This is a genomic window from Nitrobacter hamburgensis X14 (assembly GCF_000013885.1).
Classification (GTDB): Bacteria; Pseudomonadota; Alphaproteobacteria; order Rhizobiales; family Xanthobacteraceae; genus Nitrobacter; species Nitrobacter hamburgensis.
Map to the genome: position 1 here is coordinate 1,882,631 of NC_007964.1, position 18,483 is coordinate 1,901,113.

An 18,483-nucleotide genomic window follows, 5' to 3' on the forward strand; every position below is an offset into this window, starting at 1 on the left:
AGGGAACACCGATGTCCTTCACCATTGCCATCATAGGCCGACCCAATGTCGGCAAGTCGACCCTGTTCAACCGTCTGGTCGGACAGAAACTGGCGCTGGTCGATGACAAGCCCGGCGTGACCCGCGACCGCCGCGAAGGGCAGGCGCGGCTCGGCGATCTCGATTTCACGGTGATCGACACCGCCGGCCTCGACGAGGGACCACGCGGCTCGTTGACGGCGCGTATGCAGGAACAGACCGAGACTGCGATTGCAGCCGCCGATGCCCTGATGTTCGTATTCGATGCGCGCGCGGGCCTGACGCCGACCGATCGCTCGTTTGCCGATTTCGCGCGGCGTGCCAACAAGCCGGTCGTGCTGGTCGCCAACAAGAGCGAAGGCAGGCACGGGGAAGCCGGCGCGCTGGAGTCCTACGCGCTGGGGCTCGGCGATCCCGTCGGGGTGTCCGCCGAGCACGGCGAGGGCATGAGCGATCTCTACGACGCCTTGCGCGGCGTAATGCCGGAACCCACCGAAGAAGCCGAGGAATTCGACGATGACGACATCATCGAGTCCGAGGATATCTCGCAGCGGCCGATCCGCGTGGCGATCGTTGGGCGCCCCAACGCCGGCAAATCGACGCTGATCAATTATCTGCTTGGGGAAGAGCGTCTGCTGACCAGTCCCGAAGCCGGGACCACGCGGGATTCCATTTCGGTCGAACTCAACTGGCAGGGCCGCGATTTTCGTATCTTCGACACCGCCGGGTTGCGGCGCAGGTCGCGGATCGAGGAGAAGCTTGAGAAGCTGTCGGTGGCGGATACGTTGCGCGCCGCCAGGTTCGCCGAAGTCGTCGTGCTGATGATGGATGCGCAGAACAGGTTCGAGGAGCAGGACCTCCGCATCGCCGACCTGATCGAGCGCGAGGGCCGCGCGCTGGTGATCGCCGTGAACAAGTGGGATTTGATGGGGCGGCAATCCAGTCTCATCGCTGCGCTGCGGACCGATGCTGATCATCTGCTGCCGCAGGTCAAGGGCATGCCGATCGTCGCTGTCTCCGGCTTGATGGGCGAGGGAGTCGACCGGCTGATGACGGCGATCCAGGACGCTTACGCGATCTGGAACCGCCGCGTGCCGACCGCGGCGCTCAATCGTTGGTTCGAGCAGGCGGTCGATGCCAACCCGCCGCCGGCCGTGTCAGGGCGGCGGCTGAAACTCAACTACGTAACCCAGGCCAAGGCGCGGCCGCCGAGTTTCATCGTGTTCTGTTCGCGGGCGGATGCGGTTCCTGAATCCTACCTGCGCTATCTGGTCAACAGCCTGCGCGGCTTTTTCGATCTGCCGGGAACGCCGATCCGCATCACGCTTCGCGAAAAGGCCAATCCGTTCGCGCATAAGCGCAAGCGCAAATCATAGCGCGTATTCCGCAAAAGTGGACACCGGTTTTGCGATCAGAATACGCGCAAGTTTGGAATGTTGGTCAGCGGTTGCGAGGAGGCTGCGCACGCTGCAGAAGCTGCGCCCTGTAATTCTCCAACAAGTCGGCGGCCAGTCCAGCCGGAGTCCGGCGAGCGCCGCCGGCCTTTTCGTTGGACAGCGAGTTCTTGAGGGTAATGGCGCGTATCACGCGCTCGACAACGGCTTGCATCGACAGCTCCTGACCCGACCGAACCTATCCATCGCGCATGACGTTCCAGTCATTTGTGAGGCGGCCGCCCCAAACGGTTCAATGCGCCGGCGCGGGGGAACTACCAATCGCCGCCCAGGCAAGGATCAGGCCGACGGCGGATGGAAGCTCATCACCTTGCGGCTGTTGTAGTCGTAAAGTTTGCCGGTCTCGTTCCAGGACGGCAGGCACATCGGCACGATGAATTCCGCAACCTGTTCCGGCGTGTCCAGCCTCATGGGATCCTCGCCGGGAAACACGGCGGCGCGCATCCGGGTTCGGATCGGTCCCGGATCGAACAGGTTGACGCGGAGCGGGGTCGAGGCGGTCTCGTTTGCCCAGCACCGCACCAGCGTATCCAGCGCGGCCTTCGAGGCCGCATAGGGACCGCGATAGGCGTTGGCCTTGCTGGCGGCGCCAGACGTGACGAACACCGCGCGTCCGGCGTCGGATTGCCGCAGCAGCGGCTCCATGCAGCGGATCAGTTGAAAATTCGCGGTGACGTTGATCGCCATCACGTCCTGCCATGGCTTCAGCTCGATGTGGCCGAGCGGCGAGGACGGACCGGCGATGCCGGCGTTGCCGACAAGAATATCGAGCTTGCCGTGGCGCTCGTTCAGGGCCGCGCCGAGCCGGGCGATGCCGTCGAAGTCGGTGAGATTGAGCGGCACCAGCGTCGCGCTGCCGCCGTCCTTGCGGATGTCGTCGTCGAGCTCTTCGAGCCCTCCTTGCGTGCGCGCCACGGCGATCACATGCGCGCCGGCTTTTGCGAGCGCCCGCGCGGTGGCATAGCCGATGCCGCGCGAGGCGCCGCTGACGAGCGCGATACGGGAGGCGAGCGGTTGTGTCATGAGACGGGTGCTTCTGTACTAGTGGGTGGATTTGACATTCGCTACCGCACCTGCTGCGGGCATCGCGATGCGAATGTCAAATCCACCCGCCAGGCGGTTACGACACCGCGTTTGCTGGCATATATCCTTGCCTGAAGCAGCTTCGTGTAGCAAAACACAGCCCTAAACTCCGATATTTCAAGGATTCGGTGCCGACGGTCTTGTCGACCCTCAATAACGTCCCGGAAATCCCTATGGCAAGCACTGAGGCAGCGCGAGGCATGACCGATTCGCATTATCTCGACCGCGCTCGTGAAAAGCTGATTGTGGCTCTCGATTTTTGGGAGGTTGAGGACGCCAGGAAGCTTGTTCGGAAGCTGGGTGACGAGGTCTCTTTTTACAAAGTCGGTCTGGGTCTCCAGCTCGTTGGCGGAAACGAGTTTGCCAAGGAGCTTATTGTCGAGGGCAAGCGGGTCTTCCTAGATTACAAGTACTACGACATCGAAGAGACCGTTCAACGCGCGGTCGCACAAGCAGCCGAATTGAAAATCACGTTCCTGACCGTGCACGGCGTCGCGAGCATCATGAAAGCCGCCGTCGCCGGCCGCGGCAACTCCGACATGAAGATTCTCGGCGTCACCGTGCTGACGAGCATGGATGCCGAGGACATCAAGGAGATGGGCTTCGACGGCAAAGTCGAAGACCTTGTCATTGCCCGCGCGAAGAAAGCGCTTGAGGTTGGGGTCGACGGCGTCGTCGCGTCGGCGCTGGAAGCCGCCGAGCTTCGAAAACAGACGAGCAACAAGCTGATGATCGTGTCGCCCGGTATCCGCCCGAGCGGCGGCGCCAGGCACGATCAGAAGCGGGTGGCCACACCGTTTGAAGCCATACGGGCGGGAGCCGATTATCTGGTGTTGGGCAGACCCATTTACGCGGCGGACGATCCGAAAGCCGCCGCGCAAGCGATCATCCAGGAGATGGCGGACGCGCTGCGCCCGGATTGAGGTCGATCCGTGGCCGATGCGCTGGAGTAGATTAAGGAAAAGTCGGAGGGATGACTTTTAACTAAGAGTTGATGCCTACACCGACGATTAAAAGATCAGGTATTTCTTTTTCGGTATCGATAGGTCTTACGGGAAGCTTTGCTGTGGATTCTAACGCCTCTTTCACAGCTACAGCACGCGAACTCCATCCTGTCACTAGTCCGTCGCCAAGGCCACTACCCGTGCTTAGCCACGCCTGATCCCATCCTGCCTGCTTGAACGCGTCGAAGATACTCTGGGCAAGCTCCCTTCCGAGTGCGTTCTCATACATGATTTGCGCACGACTTTTTTGAATTTGCTTCAGCTTTGAAGCGAGATCATCAATTTGGGATTTGCTGAGGGGAATCCAGCTTTGGCCCACGGTCATTCGTAGCGTGCGCTCAAGTGAGTCAATCTTGGCTTTCGCTTCTTCTGGAGTCGCCCCTTTTAGCTTCTCGCGATAATCTGAGAGTTGACGATCCTGTAATTCAATCTGCGCATTCTTACCGGCGAGAACGCTGCTATAGGACCAGCCTATCGCGAGCCAAATTAATCCGCTCGCGATGGCAACCGCGATTGCGAATGGAATGGGTGCGGTCGTTACAGCCCCCCATTGCTCCAAGAGCTTGATCAGATCAGGCATTTCGATCCCCTAGCAGGCTGTTGAAGAAGTCTCTGGCGCAGCGGTTCTGGGCATGATTCTCTTGATGCGGATGCGTCGAGGGGGGAGCGATGCGGGGAAGCGACGAACGGTCAGGCTCGCTGTTCAGCTATGTGGACTTGGAGGCTCGGATTCGCTCCGACCATCCGCTGCGAACGATCCGACAGATCGCGAACGCGGCGTTGAATGATCTGTCGAGGGACTTTGACAAGCTCTACACGGCGTTCGGCCGTCCCTCGATCGCACCGGAGAAGCTGCTTCGGGCAATGCTGCTGCAGGCATTCTACGGGATCCGCTCGGAACGGCAGTTGATGGAGCGGCTGGAGTTCGACCTGCTGTTGCGCTGGTTCGTGGGCTTGGGCGTGGACGACCCGGTGTGGGACCACTCGACCTTCTCGAAGAACCGCGACCGATTGCTTGAAGGTGAGATCGCCGCGAAGTTCTTGAACGCGCTGATGGGGCAGCACCAGGTCAAGCGGCTGTTATCAAGCGAGCATTTTTCGGTCGACGGCACGCTGATCGAGGCGTGGGCATCGATCAAGAGCTTCCGGCGCAAGGACGGCGGTGACCAGGACAGTGATGGACCGGGACGCAACGCCGAGCGCAGTTTCCACAACGAGAAGCGCTGCAACGAGACGCATCAGAGCACGACCGATCCCGAGGCACGGCTCTATAAGAAGGGCGGCGGCCAGCCGGCGAAGCTTTGCTACATCGGCCATGCCCTGATGGAGAACCGCAACGGACTGGCGGTGCTGGGTGGCGTGAGCCGGGCGACCGGAACGGCGGAGCGGGATCAGGCGTTGGCGCTGATCGACTGCCACCGCGGCCAAAGCGAGCGGGACTGTCAGGAATTTCGTGTGCGGGCGAGCGGTTGAACATTACGCCGCCATGGCTTTGATGAAGCGCTCGCCGAAGATGACGGCGAACTGGGCCTTGGCCATGGTCCACTCACGAGGCGGCATTTTCCACTCTTTCTCCGATCGGTTCAAGATCAGATAGAGCAGCTTGGTTGCCGCGTCGTCGCTGGGGAAGTGGCCTCTGGCCCTGACAGCCCGCCGGAGTTTCGAGTTCAGCGCTTCTATTGAGTTTGTTGTGTAGACGATCCGACGCACCTCGTCAGGGAAGGCAAAGAACGGGATGACCTCGCCCCAGGCGCGCCGCCAGCTCTGGCCGATGGCGGGGTAGCGCTGGCCCCAGGGGCCGGCCTCGAACGCCGCCAGCGCCTTTTCGGCAGCATCGGCATCGACGGCGCGGTAGATGTCCTTGAGCGCTGTCGCCAGCCCCTTGCGGTCTTTCCAGGACACGAAGTCCATGGAGTTGCGCAGCAGGTGGACGATGCACGTCTGGACGACCGCCTCCGGGAACACAGCGGTGATCGCATCGGGGAAGCCCTTCAGGCCATCAACGACGGCCAGCAGGATATCATCGACGCCGCGGTTCTTGAGCTCGTTCATCACCCGCAGCCAGAATTTGGCGCCTTCGTTCTGCTCGAGCCACAGGCCGAGCACCTCCTTGGCGCCGTCGGCGCGGACCCCCAGCGCGATGTGGATGGCCTTGTTGCGGACCATCCCTTCGTCGCGGATCTTGACCCGGATCGCATCGAAGAAGATCAGCGGATAAACCGGATCGAGTGGTCTTTGCTGCCAGGTGGCGACTTCGTCGAGAACGGCGTCCGTCACCGTTGAGATCAGGTCCGGCGACACCTCGATACCGTACAGATCGCGCAGGTGCCCGGTGATCTCCCGGGGTGCTCATGCCGCGCGCATACATGGACACGATCTTGTCGTCGAAGCCGGGAAAACGGCGCTGATACTTGGCAATCAACTGCGGATCGAAACTCGACTGGCGATCGCGCGGTATGTCGATCTCCAGCTTGCCGGTCTCCGTCGTCACGGTCTTGCGGCCGTAGCCGTTACGCGTATTGCCAGCGTCTTCGCCGCTCGCCAGATGATGGTCCATCTCCGCGTTTAGCGCGCGCTCGGTCAGAGCCTTCTTGAGCGAATCCAGCAGGCCGCCCTGTTCGAAGGCTGCACTGGCTGCGCCTCCCGCCAGAAGCTGGTCGAGAAGATCATTTGGTATCGCAGGGTCTTTGCGTCGGGCCATAGTGGGAATCCTTTTTACCCATTATGCACGCCCGCACACGAAATTCCTGACAGTGTCCAGCGAGCGGCGGATCACGCTGGGCGCCGACAAGGCCTATGACGTCACCGCATTCGTCGAGGACTTAAGACGGCGTTCGGTCACGCCGCACATCGCCATCGACGGGCATTTGAGCAAGACCGGAAAGCCGCGCAAGACCGCGATCGACCAGAGGACTCTCCGTCATGCCGGATATGCCGTCAGCCAACGCTGTCGCAAGCGCATCGAGGAGGTGTTCGGCTGGATCAAGGCCTCCGCCGGACTTGCCAAGATCAAGCTGCGAGGCCGCGACCGCGTCAACGCCACCTTCACCCTGGCGCTGGCGGCCTACAACCTGATCCGCTTGCCCAAACTCCTGGCAGCCGCCGCGTGAAACACAAGTCGTGCACCGTCAAGATGCTCGATCAGGACCCTGATGGTGGCGCCGCCCGCAGATCACGCTGACTCCATTCCATATCCGTCTCCGTGGGAAACTTCTTCAACAGCCTGCTAGGTGTCCTTCTCACATAGGCTCCCGACTAGCGCCAGTCCTACCCGCGCCCAAATTAACCAAGCAATTTCCTTCCTATTCATTTCTCAAATCGACCCACTGCCGGCCCTTGACTTTTGGAACAAAACATAAACAATGTTTCTGTTATGTTCTAATAAAGGAGGGGGAATCATGTTGAGACTATTCATTGAGGAGGCGACGGCGCTGGCCTCGATCGTGCTGTTCGTCGGGATGATCGCCGTCTGGGCGCAACTCATTCCGCAGCTTTCGTGAGTGAACGGTCCGGCTTTCCGGGCGTGCTGGGGAAAACAGGAACAGCTTCGCCTGCGCCTGGATTTCGCATGGACACGGCGGGTGCAAGCCCTCACCATTTATTGGCGAGTCGGCTTTCCCGGCCGTTAGCTCCCAGCACCGATGATTGCCCAAAACCATGAGCCAGAAACTCGCCGCCGCCAACGCCGGTTTCGTCCACTTGCACGTCCATTCGGCCTATTCGCTTTTGAAGGGCTCGATCAAGATCCAGAAACTGGCGGAACTGGCCAAGGCCGACCATCAACCGGCATTGGCGCTGACCGACACCGACAATATGTTCGGTGCGCTGGAGTTTTCCGACAAGGTCGCGGGTTACGGAATCCAGCCGATCGTCGGGTGCGAACTGGCGGTCGATTTCGACGATCAGGATCCCAATGCGCGCAGCGCGCTTCCCTTCGCCCGAATTGTTCTGCTGGCGACGCGCGAGGCCGGTTATCGCAACCTGATGCGGCTGAATTCCCGCGCGTTCCTCGAATCGGCGCTGCATCAGACCCCGCATATCAAGTCGGGGTGGCTTCGGGATGAAAACGAAGGGCTGATTGCCTTGACCGGTGGCCCCGACGGGCCGGTGGCGCTGGCGTTCAATGCCGATCATTCGGCTCTCGCTATCGCGCGTTGCGATCAACTCGCCGGGGTTTTCGGTGACCGGCTCTATGTCGAGTTGCAGCGTCATGGCCTTGACAAGGAGCGGCGCGTCGAAGGCGCGTTGATCGACCTCGCCTATGCCAAGGGTCTGCCGCTGGTCGCGACCAACGAACCGTATTTCGCAGCCTCCGACGATTATGAGGCCCACGATGCCTTGCTGTGTATCGCCGGCGGCCGCCTCGTCGCGGAAACCGACCGCGATCAACTGACGCCGGATCATCGCTTCAAGACCCGCGCGGAAATGGCCGTGCTGTTTGCCGACATTCCGGAAGCGTTGTCGTCTACGATTGAAATTGCGGAACGTTGCGCGTTCCGGCCCCTGACGCGCAAGCCGATCCTGCCGCATTTCGCGGTCGGCGCCGGCGCCAACGCGGCGGATGCGAAAAGCGATGAGGTCGCCGAATTGCGGCGCCAGGCGGAAGAGGGGCTTGCCAACCGGCTGGCGGTTCATGGTCTTTCCCAGGGAATGACGGAGGACGACTACAGCGCGCGCCTGAGTTTCGAACTCGACGTCATCACCCGCATGAATTATGCGGGCTACTTCCTGATCGTTGCGGACTTCATCAAGCACGCCAAGTCCGAGGGCATTCCAGTGGGGCCGGGCCGGGGCTCCGGCGCTGGCTCGCTGGTGGCCTATGTGCTCACCATCACCGATCTGGATCCGATCCGGTTCGGTCTGCTGTTCGAGCGCTTCCTCAACCCCGAACGCGTGTCGATGCCGGACTTCGATATCGATTTCTGCCAGGAGCGGCGCGGCGAGGTCATCGACTACGTGCAGAAGCGCTACGGTCGCGATCAGGTCGCGCAGATCATCACCTTTGGAACGCTTCAGGCGCGCGGCGTTTTGCGTGACGTCGGACGCGTCTTGCAGATGCCTTATGGGCAGGTCGACAAGCTGACCAAGCTGGTCCCGCAAAATCCAGCAGCGCCCATTACGCTGGCCGCGGCGATCGCGAGCGAACCGAAGCTGCAGGCGTTTCGCGACGAGGATCCGGTGGTGGCGCGCGCGTTCGATATCGCCCAGCGCCTCGAGGGGCTGACCCGTCATGCCTCGACCCATGCGGCTGGCATCGTGATCGGCGATCGTCCCCTGAGCGAACTCGTACCGTTGTACCGCGATCCGAAGTCGGACATGCCGGTGACCCAGTTCAACATGAAGTGGGTGGAGCCGGCAGGGCTGGTGAAGTTCGACTTTCTCGGCCTGAAGACGCTGACCGTTCTTGACGTTGCCGTGAAGCTGCTGAAGCAGCGCAATGTCCATATCGATCTCGCAACGCTGCCGCTCGACGATGCGGAAAGCTACCAGATGCTGACGCGGGGCGACGTGGTCGGCGTTTTCCAGGTTGAAAGTCAGGGCATGCGGCGGGCGCTGGTGGATATGCGCCCGGACCGGTTCGAGGACATCATTGCGCTGGTCGCGCTGTATCGACCGGGGCCGATGGCGAATATTCCGACCTACTGCGCGCGCAAGCATGGCGAAGAGGAGCCGGAATATCTTCATCCCATGCTGGAGCCGATCCTCAAGGAAACGTTTGGCGTCATCATCTATCAGGAACAGGTGATGCAGATCGCCCAGGTCATGGCCGGCTATTCGCTCGGCGACGCCGATCTGCTGCGGCGCGCGATGGGCAAGAAGATCCGCGCGGAAATGGAAAAGCAGCACGCGATTTTTGTTGCCGGCTCCGTGAAGAACGGGGTGCCCAAGGGGCAGGCGGAAACAATTTTCGAGTTGCTGGCGAAGTTTGCCGATTACGGATTCAATAAAAGCCATGCCGCGGCCTATGCGCTCGTATCCTACCAGACGGCGTATATGAAAGCGCATTATCCCATCGAATTTCTGGCGGCGTCGATGACGCTCGATATGAGCAACACCGACAAGCTTTCGGAATTTCGCAGCGAGGCCCAGCGCCTTGAGATCAAGGTCGAAGCGCCCTCGATCAACCGCTCGGGCGCGACCTTCGAGGTCAGCGGCGGCGTGATCTGTTACGCGCTGGCGGCGCTGAAAGGCGTCGGCGCGCAGGCGGTCGAGCAGATCGTCGAAGCCCGCAAGAACGGATTGTTCACGTCGCTGGCCGATTTCGCCGCCAGGGTGCCGCCGCGCGCCGTCAACAAGCGCGTGATCGAAAGCCTCGCGGCCGCCGGAGCGTTCGATGCGTTCGAACCCAATCGCGCCCGTGTGTTCGCCGGCGCCGAGGCGATCCTTGCCGCGTGCCAGCGCAGTCACGAGGCCGCGATGCTCGGTCAGAACGACATGTTCGGCGGTATGGCGGATGCGCCGGCCATCATGCTGCCTCAGGCGGAGCCGTGGTTGCCGTCCGATCGGCTGAAGCGCGAGTACGATGCGGTCGGGTTTTTCCTGTCGGGGCATCCGCTCGACGACTACGCAACCGCGCTGAAGCGGCTGCGCGTCCAGTCCTGGGCCGAGTTTTCCCGCGCGGTAAAGACAGGCGCGACCGCAGGCAGGGTCGCCGCGACGGTCGTCTCGCGGATGGAGCGGCGCACCAAGACCGGCAACAAGATGGGCATCATCGGCCTGTCCGATCCGACCGGCCATTTCGAGGCGGTGCTGTTTTCGGAAGGGCTGGCGCAATTTCGCGAGGTGCTGGAGCCGGGGGCCGCGGTTTTGATGCAACTCGGCGCGGAACTGCAGGGCGATGAGGTTCGCGCCCGCGTTCTGCACGCGGAGCCCTTGGACGATGCCGCGGCCAAGACCCAGAGGGGTTTGCGGATTTTCCTGCGCGATACCAGGCCGCTCGATTCGATCGTAAGGCGACTTCAGACGCCCGAAAACGATGGCCCGGCCGGGGCGGCCAAGGTTCCAGCGTCCAGGCAATCCGGAGACGGCGACGTCTCGCTGGTGATGTTGCTGGACCTCGAAACCGAGGTGGAAATAAAGCTTCCCGGCCGTTTTCGGGTTTCGCCGCAGGTCGCAGGCGCCATCAAGGCGGTTTCGGGGGTCGTGGACGTCCAGGCGATCTGACCGGCAGCGCAGCGGGCCGGATTGCCTTGCTTATACCGGGTGCCCCCGGTATATACGCCGCCATCTCACACGGAAACATGGCCTAACAAGCCGTCCGGTGGCAGCCGGACCGCATTCCTTTCGGTTTGACGGTTCGTCCTGCTCACACGTTTCCGGAGGAACCAACCGGAGAATTGAACTATGGCGCTTCCTGAATTTTCCATGCGTCAGCTGCTTGAGGCTGGCGTTCATTTCGGCCACCAATCGCACCGCTGGAATCCGAAGATGGCGGATTACATTTTCGGTGCGCGCAACAACATCCATATCATCGATCTCGCGCAGACCGTGCCGCTGCTGCATCGCGCGCTGCAGGCTGTCAGCGACACCGTCGCCAAGGGCGGCCGCATCCTGTTCGTCGGCACCAAGCGTCAGGCGCAGGACGGCGTCGCCGATGCCGCGAAGCGCTCGGCGCAGTACTTTGTCAACTCGCGCTGGCTCGGCGGCACGCTGACCAACTGGAAGACGATTTCCGGTTCGATCAAGCGGCTGCGCCATCTCGATGAGGTGCTGAGTTCCGGCGACGCCAACGCCTACACGAAGAAGGAGCGGCTGACGCTGCAGCGCGAGCGCGACAAGCTTGATCGCTCGCTCGGCGGCATCAAGGACATGGGCGGTCTGCCGGACCTGATCTTCGTGATCGACACCAACAAGGAAGACATCGCGATCCAGGAGGCCCAGCGGCTGAACATCCCGGTCGCGGCTATCGTCGACACCAACTGCGATCCCAAGGGCATCACCTATCTGGTTCCGGGCAACGACGACGCCGGCCGCGCCATCAGCCTGTATTGTGATCTCATTGCGCGTGCGGCGATCGACGGCATTTCGCGGGCCCAGGGCGATTCCGGCATTGACATCGGGGCCTCGGTCCAGCCGGTGCAGGAAGAACTTCCCGCCGCCGCGCAGCCTGCCGGCTTCCAGGGTCTTGCCGGCCCGCGCGGCGTTGCCGACGATCTCAAGAAGCTCACGGGCGTGTCCGGTGAGATCGAGAAGAAGTTCAACGACCTCGGCATTTTCCACTACTGGCAGCTCGCCGAATTCGATCACGAGACCGCTCACAAGATCGGTGAAGAGGTTGGACTTCCGAGCCGTGCTGACGGCTGGGTCGCTCAGGCCAAGGCGTTGACCGCCGAGGCCGAATAACGTGACGGGCCGGCGGTTTCGCGGCCGCCCGCTTTCACACGGGATTTTCTGACTTGTTTCCTGAGTAGAGGCGGCGGTGGCCGATGAGCTGCACCGCTGTCTCCTGACAGGCAAAGGACATACAGCAATGGCAACAATCACCGCAGCCATGGTCAAGGACCTGCGCGAAACCACCGGCGTCGGCATGATGGATTGCAAGCAGGCGCTGACCGAGAACGACGGTGACATGCAGGCTGCGATCGACTGGCTGCGTAAGAAGGGACTGTCGAAAGCCGCCAAAAAGGCGGGACGCGTTGCGGCCGAAGGCCTGATCGGCGCCGTCACCAGCGGCAACAAGGGCGTCGTCGTCGAAGTCAATTCGGAAACAGACTTCGTCGCGCGCAACGAGCAGTTCCAGGGGCTGGTCAAGATGGTGGCGCAGGTTGCTCTCAGCGTCGGCGCCGACGTCGAGGTGATCAAGGCCGCCAAGGTTGGCAGCGCCACCGTGGAGACGGCCATCTCGGATGCGATCGCCACCATCGGCGAGAACATGACGCTGCGTCGCGCCGCGTCGCTCGAGGTCAGCAAGGGGCTTGTCGCGAGCTATGTCCACAATGCCGTCATCGATGGCGCCGGAAAAATGGGTGTGATCGTCGCGCTCGAGTCGTCGGGGAACGCCGACGAACTCGCTGCGCTTGGCCGTCAGATCGCGATGCATGTCGCGTCCTCGAACCCGCTGGCCATCGATCCTTCGGGGGTCGATCCCGCCGTCGTCAAGCGCGAGAAGGACATCCTCGCCGACAAGTTCCGGCAGCAGGGCAAGCCCGAAGCGATGATCGAGAAGATCACCGAGTCCGGCCTGAAAACATTCTTCAAGGAACAGACCCTGCTGGAACAGCCGTTCATCTTCGACGACAAAAAAAGCGTCGGTCAGGCGCTCAAGGACGCTGAGGGCAAGGTCGGCGCGCCTGTGAAGCTCACAGGCTTTGTGCGCTATGCGCTAGGCGAGGGAATTGAGAAGGCCGAATCCGATTTTGCGGCCGAGGTTGCCGCGGCCGCCGGGCAGGGGTAACGCCAGGCCTGAACGGGGCGGGGAGCAAGACTCGCGGCGGAGCTAACGCATCATGGATGAGCCGGCCTATCGTCGTGTTGTCGTTAAACTGTCCGGGGAATATCTGGCGGGTTCGCAGCCCTTCGGCATCGACCAGCCGACCGTCGATCGTATCGCCGGCGATCTGGCCTCTGCGCGTGCGCTGGGGACGGAAATCGCGGTTGTGGTCGGTGGTGGAAACATATTCCGGGGCGTCGAGGTGTCGTCCCGCGGCGTCTCGCGCCCGACCGGCGATACTATGGGAATGCTTGCGACCGTCATGAACTGCCTTGCGCTCGAGGCTGCCCTCGAACGTCGCGGGCAGTCGGCCCGTGCCCTGTCCGCGTTCGTGATGCCCGAAGTCTGCGAGCTTTTCACCCGCAATGCGGCGCATAAATACCTCTCGGAGGGCCGTATTGTTCTGCTCGGCGGCGGGACCGGCAATCCTTATTTCACGACCGACACCACGGCGGTGCTTCGCGCCGCAGAGATCGGCGCACAAGCCGTGCTCAAGGCGACGAACGTGGATGGTGTCTACAGTTCCGATCCGAAGAAGGATCCATCTGCCACGCGGTTCGAGCGGTTAAGTCACTCGCAGGCGCTCGAAGGCGGCTATAAGGTCATGGACGCGACTGCTTTCGCGCTTGCCCGCGAGACGTCGCTGCCTATCATTGTGTTCTCGATCGCCGAACCGGGTTCGATCGGTGCAATTTTGAAAGGCACCGGTCGAGGAACGATCGTGGCCAGTTGATTCATGGCGTCGGGCCGGGTGCGGTCGGAGGTCAGAAGACGTGTCCGGGATGGAGAGCGGTATGACGGCGGGTAATTTCGATATTAACGAGTTGAAGCGCCGGATGCAGGGGGCAATTCAATCCCTCAAGCACGAGTTGGGCGGTTTGCGGACCGGGCGCGCGGCGGCGTCGATGCTCGAACCGGTGCAGGTCGAGGCCTATGGCAGCCATATGCCCTTGAATCAGGTTGCGACGATCAGTGTTCCCGAGTCGCGCCTGCTGTCGGTGCAGGTTTGGGACAAGTCGATGGTGAAGGCGGTGGAAAAGGCGATCGTCGATTCCAATCTGGGACTGAGCCCCGCGACCGAAGGACAGGTACTGCGCCTGCGCATCCCCGAATTGAACGAAGAACGTCGCAAGGAACTGGTCAAGGTCGCGCACAAGTATGCCGAGGCGGCGAAAGTGGCGGTTCGTCATGTGCGGCGCGACGGCCTGGATACGATCAAGAAGCTCGAGAAGAACCACGAGATTTCCGAGGATGACGAGAAGCGCCTGGCGAACGATGTTCAGAAGGCGACGGACGGCGTTATCTCCGAAATCGATGAATTGCTGGCGGGGAAGGAAAAGGAAATCCTCACTGTCTAGCCGGGACTGGACTGACCTCATGTCGAATGCCGCCGCGCCCGCAGCCAATGGATCGGATCACACCGATGCGCCGCCGCATGTCGCCATCATCATGGACGGAAACGGGCGTTGGGCGGCGTCGCGCGGTTTGCCGCGCGCCGAGGGTCATCGTCGCGGTGTCGAGGCGCTGCGGCGCGTCGTGCGCGCGGCGCATGAACTCGGCATTCAGTACCTGACGATCTTTTCCTTCAGCTCGGAAAACTGGTCGCGGCCCGCCACCGAAATTGGCGATCTTTTCGGCCTGCTGCGCCGGTTTATCCGCAATGATTTGGCCTCGCTGCACCGTGACGGTGTTCGCGTCCGTGTTATCGGTGAGCGCGCGGGGCTGGAGCCGGACATTTGCGCGCTTCTCGGCGAGGCGGAAGAACTCACCAGAGACAACACCAGCCTCACGCTGGTGGTGGCCTTCAACTATGGCTCGCGGCAGGAAATTGCCAACGCCGCGCAGCAACTGGCGCGGGAGGTCGCGGATGGCAAGCGCGATCCGGCGACGATCAATGCGGACGCGCTCGGTCAGTATCTCGATGCGCCCGATATTCCTGATCCCGACCTGATCATCCGTACCAGCGGCGAACAGCGGCTGTCGAATTTCCTGATGTGGCAGGCGGCCTACAGCGAATTCGTTTTTGTTCCGATGCATTGGCCGGATTTCGACAAGTCGGCGCTGGAAGGCGCGATCGCCGAGTATGCCAGACGCGAGCGTCGCTTCGGTGGCCTGGCTGCGAAAACCGCATCGTGATGGATATGAATCAGGATCAGGTAGCGCCGGTTGCCGATCCGGGATCGCGAAATCTCCGGACGCGTATCATCGCAGCGCTGGTTCTCGCGCCGGCTGCGATTGCCGTCGCATGGTCCGGCGGACCTCTGTGGATCGGACTCGTGACGCTCGCGTCCGTCGGCCTTTACGTCGAATGGCTGATGATCGTCGGCACCGCGCAGGAAAGGCGGACGGCTGCCGCCGGGATCACGGCCCTCGTCGTGTCCGGCCTGTGTCTGGGGTTCGGACACAGCGGGTATTCGCTGGTTGTTCTTGTGATCGGCGCTGCGGCGGTCGGCGCGGCGTCGCAACGGCTACGCCTTTGGTCAGTAGCCGGATTCTGTTATGCGGCTGCGGCCGAATTTGCGTCGGCGCAGGTGCGCCTCGACGGCGACTACGGATTCACCGCGTTGATGTTGGTGCTGCTGGTGGTCTGGGTGACCGATATCGGAGGTTATTTCGCCGGCCGCGGAATCGGTGGACCCAAATTGTGGCCTCGCGTCAGTCCGAAGAAGACATGGGCTGGTGCGGTGGGTGGCCTCGTCGCGAGCCTTGTTGTCGCCGTCGGATTTTCCGCCTTCGGTTTTGGAGAAATGATGCCCTTGCTTCTGCTCGGGGCGGTTCTGTCCGTCGTATCGCAATCGGGCGATCTGTTTGAGTCGGCGGTCAAGAGGCGTTTCGGGGTCAAGGATTCCAGTCAGATCATTCCGGGACACGGCGGGCTGCTCGACCGCCTCGACGGCTTTGTGGCGGCGATTGTTCTCGCCGCGCTTTTCGGATTTTTGCGTGGCGATGCGGATGGCATCGGTCACGCCCTTATGGTTTGGTGACGTATGGGTGCCGTTCCGTTGAAGAATAACAAGCCGGTTGAGGCTGGCGTCAGGACCGTGACGGTTCTGGGAGCGACCGGGTCGATCGGCGACAGCACGATGGATTTGTTGCGCGGCGCGCCCGGCCGCTACCGTGTCGAAGCACTGACCGCGAATTCAAATGTCGAGGCTCTTGTCAAACTGGCGCGGGAATTCGCTGCGCGGTTTGTCGCGGTCGCCGATCCCGCGCGTTTTGGCGAGTTGAAGGATGCGCTCGCGGGCAGTGGTATCGAGTGTGGCGTCGGCGAAAGCGCGATCATCGAGGCTGCTTCGCGTCCGGCCGACTGGTTGATGGCCGCGGTGAGCGGCGCGGCCGGACTGAAGCCCGCGCTTGCAGCGGTTGATCGCGGGACAACGATTGCGCTTGCGAACAAGGAGTGCCTCGTCTGCGCCGGCGACTTCTTCATGCAGCGCGCCGCGAAGGCGGGGGCCTGCATCCTGCCGGCCGACTCCGAGCACAATGCCCTGTTTCAAGCCTTGAGTTCGGGAAATCGCGATGAACTCACGCGCGTCATCATTACCGCGTCGGGGGGCCCGTTTCGCACCTGGGCGGCGGCCGACATCGAGAAGGCGACCCTGGCGCAGGCGCTGAAGCATCCGAACTGGAGCATGGGACGGAAGATCACCATCGACTCGGCGTCGATGATGAACAAGGGACTCGAGGTCATCGAGGCCGCCTGCCTGTTCACGCTGACGCCGGACGAGATCGACGTCCTGGTTCACCCGCAATCGATCGTCCACGGTATGGTCGAGTTCTCCGACCGGTCCGTCGTCGCTCAACTCGGAACTCCCGACATGCGGACGCCGATCGCTCATTGCCTCGGCTGGCCCGAGCGCATCGTCGGACCGGCGGCGAAGCTCGATCTCGCCAGCATCGGACAGCTGACATTCGAGGCACCGGATTTCACGCGGTTCCCGGCGCTCCGGCTGGCCTACGACGCGCTGAGGACGGGGAACGGCGCAACCACGGTCTACAATGCCGCAAACGAGATCGCCGTTGCGGCGTTCATCGGCGAGAAAATCAGGTTCGGCGCCATCGCGCGCCTGGTCGAGGCCACCATGAATGGCTGGGTCCGGGCAGGCAATCTCGCGCCGCTGGCGTCGGCTGACGACGCCATCGCCATTGACCACAACGCGCGAAATATGGCCGCGTCGCTATTGCCACAAATCGCCGCAAAGGCCACCTAAAGGGTGGCCGGGAACAGGGCCTCCGGCACTGGACGAGGGAAACGGAATGGCCGAGTTTTTTCTTCACGGTTTCAATACATTAAGCCACGGTTTGATCGGCTACATCGTTCCGTTCCTGTTTGTCCTCACCATCGTCGTTTTCTTTCACGAACTCGGCCACTTTCTGGTTGGGCGCTGGGCGGGCGTGAAGATACTGACATTCTCCGTGGGCTTTGGACCAGAATTGGCGGGCTTCAACGACAGGCACGGGACGCGCTGGAAGCTCTCCGCCATCCCCCTCGGCGGGTACGTCAAGTTCTTTGGCGATGATTCCGAAGCGAGCACGCCGTCGAACGCGATCCTCGCATCCATGACGGCGGAGGAGCGAGCCGGCAGCTTTCATCACAAGAAGGTTCTCCCGCGTGCCGCGATCGTGGCTGCGGGGCCGATTGCCAATTTTATCCTCGCGATCTTCATCTTCGCCGGCCTGTTCATGATTTTCGGCAAGCCCAGCACGACCCCCCGTGTCGATACGGTGCAGGCCGGCAGCGCAGCCGAAGCGGCTGGTTTCAAAGCCGGCGACATCGTGACCGCGATCAACGGCAGCGGGATCGACAGTTTCTCGGACATGCAGCGGATCGTCGGAACCAGTGCTGGCGAGACGCTGACATTCGCCGTGAAACGCGGCGATTCGGTTATCGATCTGCGGGGCACGCCGCAACTTAAGGAGATCAAGGACAGGTTTGGAAACGAGCACAGGATCGGCGTTCTCGGGATTGCGCACGCGACTTCACCTGGAGATGTCACCACGGAACGCGTGAATCCGGCGACGGCGGTGTGGCTGGGAGTCAAGGAAACCTGGTTCGTGGTCGACAGCACGATGGCCTATATCGGTGGAATTTTCACCGGGCGCGAGGACGCCGACCAGATCGGGGGACCGCTTCGGATCGCGCAGATATCCGGGCAGGTCGCCACGATCGGCCCCGCCGCACTGATCCATCTTGCTGCCGTTCTTTCCATATCCATCGGGCTGCTGAACCTGTTTCCGGTTCCGCTGCTGGATGGCGGGCACCTTTTGTTTTATGCGGTTGAAGCCGTTCGGGGGCGGCCGATGTCCGAGCGTGCACAGGAAATGGGCTTCCGAATCGGTCTCGGCCTGGTGCTGATGCTGATGGTTTTTGCGACCTACAACGATATTCTGCATCTGGCTGGCTCGTGAGTCGCGCGTCCTGGAGCGTTTTCGAGCGAAGCATGTCCTCGGGCTTTGACCCGAGGATGGATACCGGTTCGCGTGAAGAAGACGC

Annotated in this window: 14 protein-coding genes and 3 pseudogenes; 13 read left to right on the plus strand and 4 right to left on the minus strand. The window is 62.0% G+C overall.

What is annotated here, in order from left to right; genetic code table 11:
* The first annotated feature begins 11 nt into the window (after window positions 1-11).
* Complete coding sequence (der, locus tag NHAM_RS08610; protein ID WP_011510185.1) at window positions 12-1,394, plus strand: ribosome biogenesis GTPase Der; 1,383 nt, start codon at window positions 12-14, stop codon at window positions 1,392-1,394.
* 64 nt (window positions 1,395-1,458) lie between these two features.
* Here der and NHAM_RS26565 read toward each other — a convergent pair whose 3' ends face one another.
* Together NHAM_RS26565 and NHAM_RS08615 are read right to left on the minus strand one after the other, a co-directional pair.
* Window positions 1,459-1,626, minus strand: a complete 168-nt coding sequence (locus NHAM_RS26565) for a hypothetical protein (RefSeq protein WP_157043566.1) — start codon at window positions 1,624-1,626, stop codon at window positions 1,459-1,461.
* Between the two features lie 125 nt (window positions 1,627-1,751).
* Entirely contained in the window at window positions 1,752-2,495 is a 744-nt protein-coding gene (locus NHAM_RS08615) for an SDR family NAD(P)-dependent oxidoreductase (protein ID WP_011510186.1), read from the minus strand.
* 260 nt (window positions 2,496-2,755) lie between these two features.
* Between NHAM_RS08615 and pyrF the strand changes: the two genes are divergently transcribed.
* Window positions 2,756-3,478 carry an orotidine-5'-phosphate decarboxylase gene (pyrF, locus tag NHAM_RS08620; RefSeq protein WP_011510187.1) on the plus strand — a complete coding sequence of 241 codons (723 nt, stop codon included), beginning with the start codon at window positions 2,756-2,758 and terminating at the stop codon, window positions 3,476-3,478.
* A 61-nt stretch (window positions 3,479-3,539) separates the two neighbouring features.
* Here pyrF and NHAM_RS08625 read toward each other — a convergent pair whose 3' ends face one another.
* Entirely contained in the window at window positions 3,540-4,139 is a 600-nt protein-coding gene (locus tag NHAM_RS08625) for a hypothetical protein (protein WP_011510188.1), read from the minus strand.
* A gap of 89 nt (window positions 4,140-4,228) precedes the next feature.
* Here NHAM_RS08625 and NHAM_RS08630 point away from each other — a divergent pair.
* Window positions 4,229-4,972 (plus strand): annotated as a pseudogene (locus NHAM_RS08630) (IS5-like element ISNha7 family transposase); the annotation flags it as partial.
* 63 nt (window positions 4,973-5,035) lie between these two features.
* Here NHAM_RS08630 and NHAM_RS08635 read toward each other — a convergent pair.
* Window positions 5,036-6,260: pseudogene (locus tag NHAM_RS08635) on the minus strand (IS256-like element ISNha9 family transposase).
* 64 nt (window positions 6,261-6,324) lie between these two features.
* On the opposite strand from NHAM_RS08635, the pseudogene NHAM_RS08640 reads away from it, so the two are divergent.
* From NHAM_RS08640 to rseP, 10 genes and pseudogenes are all read left to right on the plus strand, one after another.
* Window positions 6,325-6,669: pseudogene (locus NHAM_RS08640) on the plus strand (transposase); the annotation flags it as partial.
* Window positions 6,670-7,216: 547 nt separating this feature from the next.
* A complete protein-coding gene (gene dnaE / locus NHAM_RS08645; RefSeq protein ID WP_011510191.1) occupies window positions 7,217-10,723 on the plus strand; it encodes a DNA polymerase III subunit alpha in 3,507 nt (1,168 codons plus the stop codon).
* Between the two features lie 180 nt (window positions 10,724-10,903).
* The gene (locus NHAM_RS08650) at window positions 10,904-11,902 is read left to right on the plus strand and encodes a 30S ribosomal protein S2 (RefSeq protein WP_011510192.1); all 999 of its coding nucleotides are present in this window, start codon (window positions 10,904-10,906) and stop codon (window positions 11,900-11,902) included.
* Between the two features lie 127 nt (window positions 11,903-12,029).
* Window positions 12,030-12,953, plus strand: a complete 924-nt coding sequence (gene tsf, locus NHAM_RS08655; RefSeq protein ID WP_011510193.1) for a translation elongation factor Ts — start codon at window positions 12,030-12,032, stop codon at window positions 12,951-12,953.
* Window positions 12,954-13,005: 52 nt separating this feature from the next.
* A complete protein-coding gene (pyrH, locus tag NHAM_RS08660) occupies window positions 13,006-13,722 on the plus strand; it encodes a UMP kinase (RefSeq protein WP_011510194.1) in 717 nt (238 codons plus the stop codon).
* Window positions 13,723-13,783: 61 nt separating this feature from the next.
* A complete protein-coding gene (gene frr, locus NHAM_RS08665; protein ID WP_041357857.1) occupies window positions 13,784-14,347 on the plus strand; it encodes a ribosome recycling factor in 564 nt (187 codons plus the stop codon).
* A 19-nt stretch (window positions 14,348-14,366) separates the two neighbouring features.
* Window positions 14,367-15,125, plus strand: coding sequence for an isoprenyl transferase (locus NHAM_RS08670; protein ID WP_011510196.1), 759 nt, complete (start codon window positions 14,367-14,369; stop codon window positions 15,123-15,125).
* Window positions 15,126-15,130: 5 nt separating this feature from the next.
* A complete protein-coding gene (locus NHAM_RS08675; RefSeq protein ID WP_011510197.1) occupies window positions 15,131-15,973 on the plus strand; it encodes a phosphatidate cytidylyltransferase in 843 nt (280 codons plus the stop codon).
* A gap of 3 nt (window positions 15,974-15,976) precedes the next feature.
* Window positions 15,977-17,200, plus strand: a complete 1,224-nt coding sequence (gene dxr / locus NHAM_RS08680; protein WP_011510198.1) for a 1-deoxy-D-xylulose-5-phosphate reductoisomerase — start codon at window positions 15,977-15,979, stop codon at window positions 17,198-17,200.
* Window positions 17,201-17,246: 46 nt separating this feature from the next.
* On the plus strand, window positions 17,247-18,398 hold the full coding sequence (rseP, locus tag NHAM_RS08685; protein ID WP_011510199.1) for an RIP metalloprotease RseP: 1,152 nt from the start codon (window positions 17,247-17,249) through the stop codon (window positions 18,396-18,398).
* Window positions 18,399-18,483 lie beyond the last annotated feature (85 nt).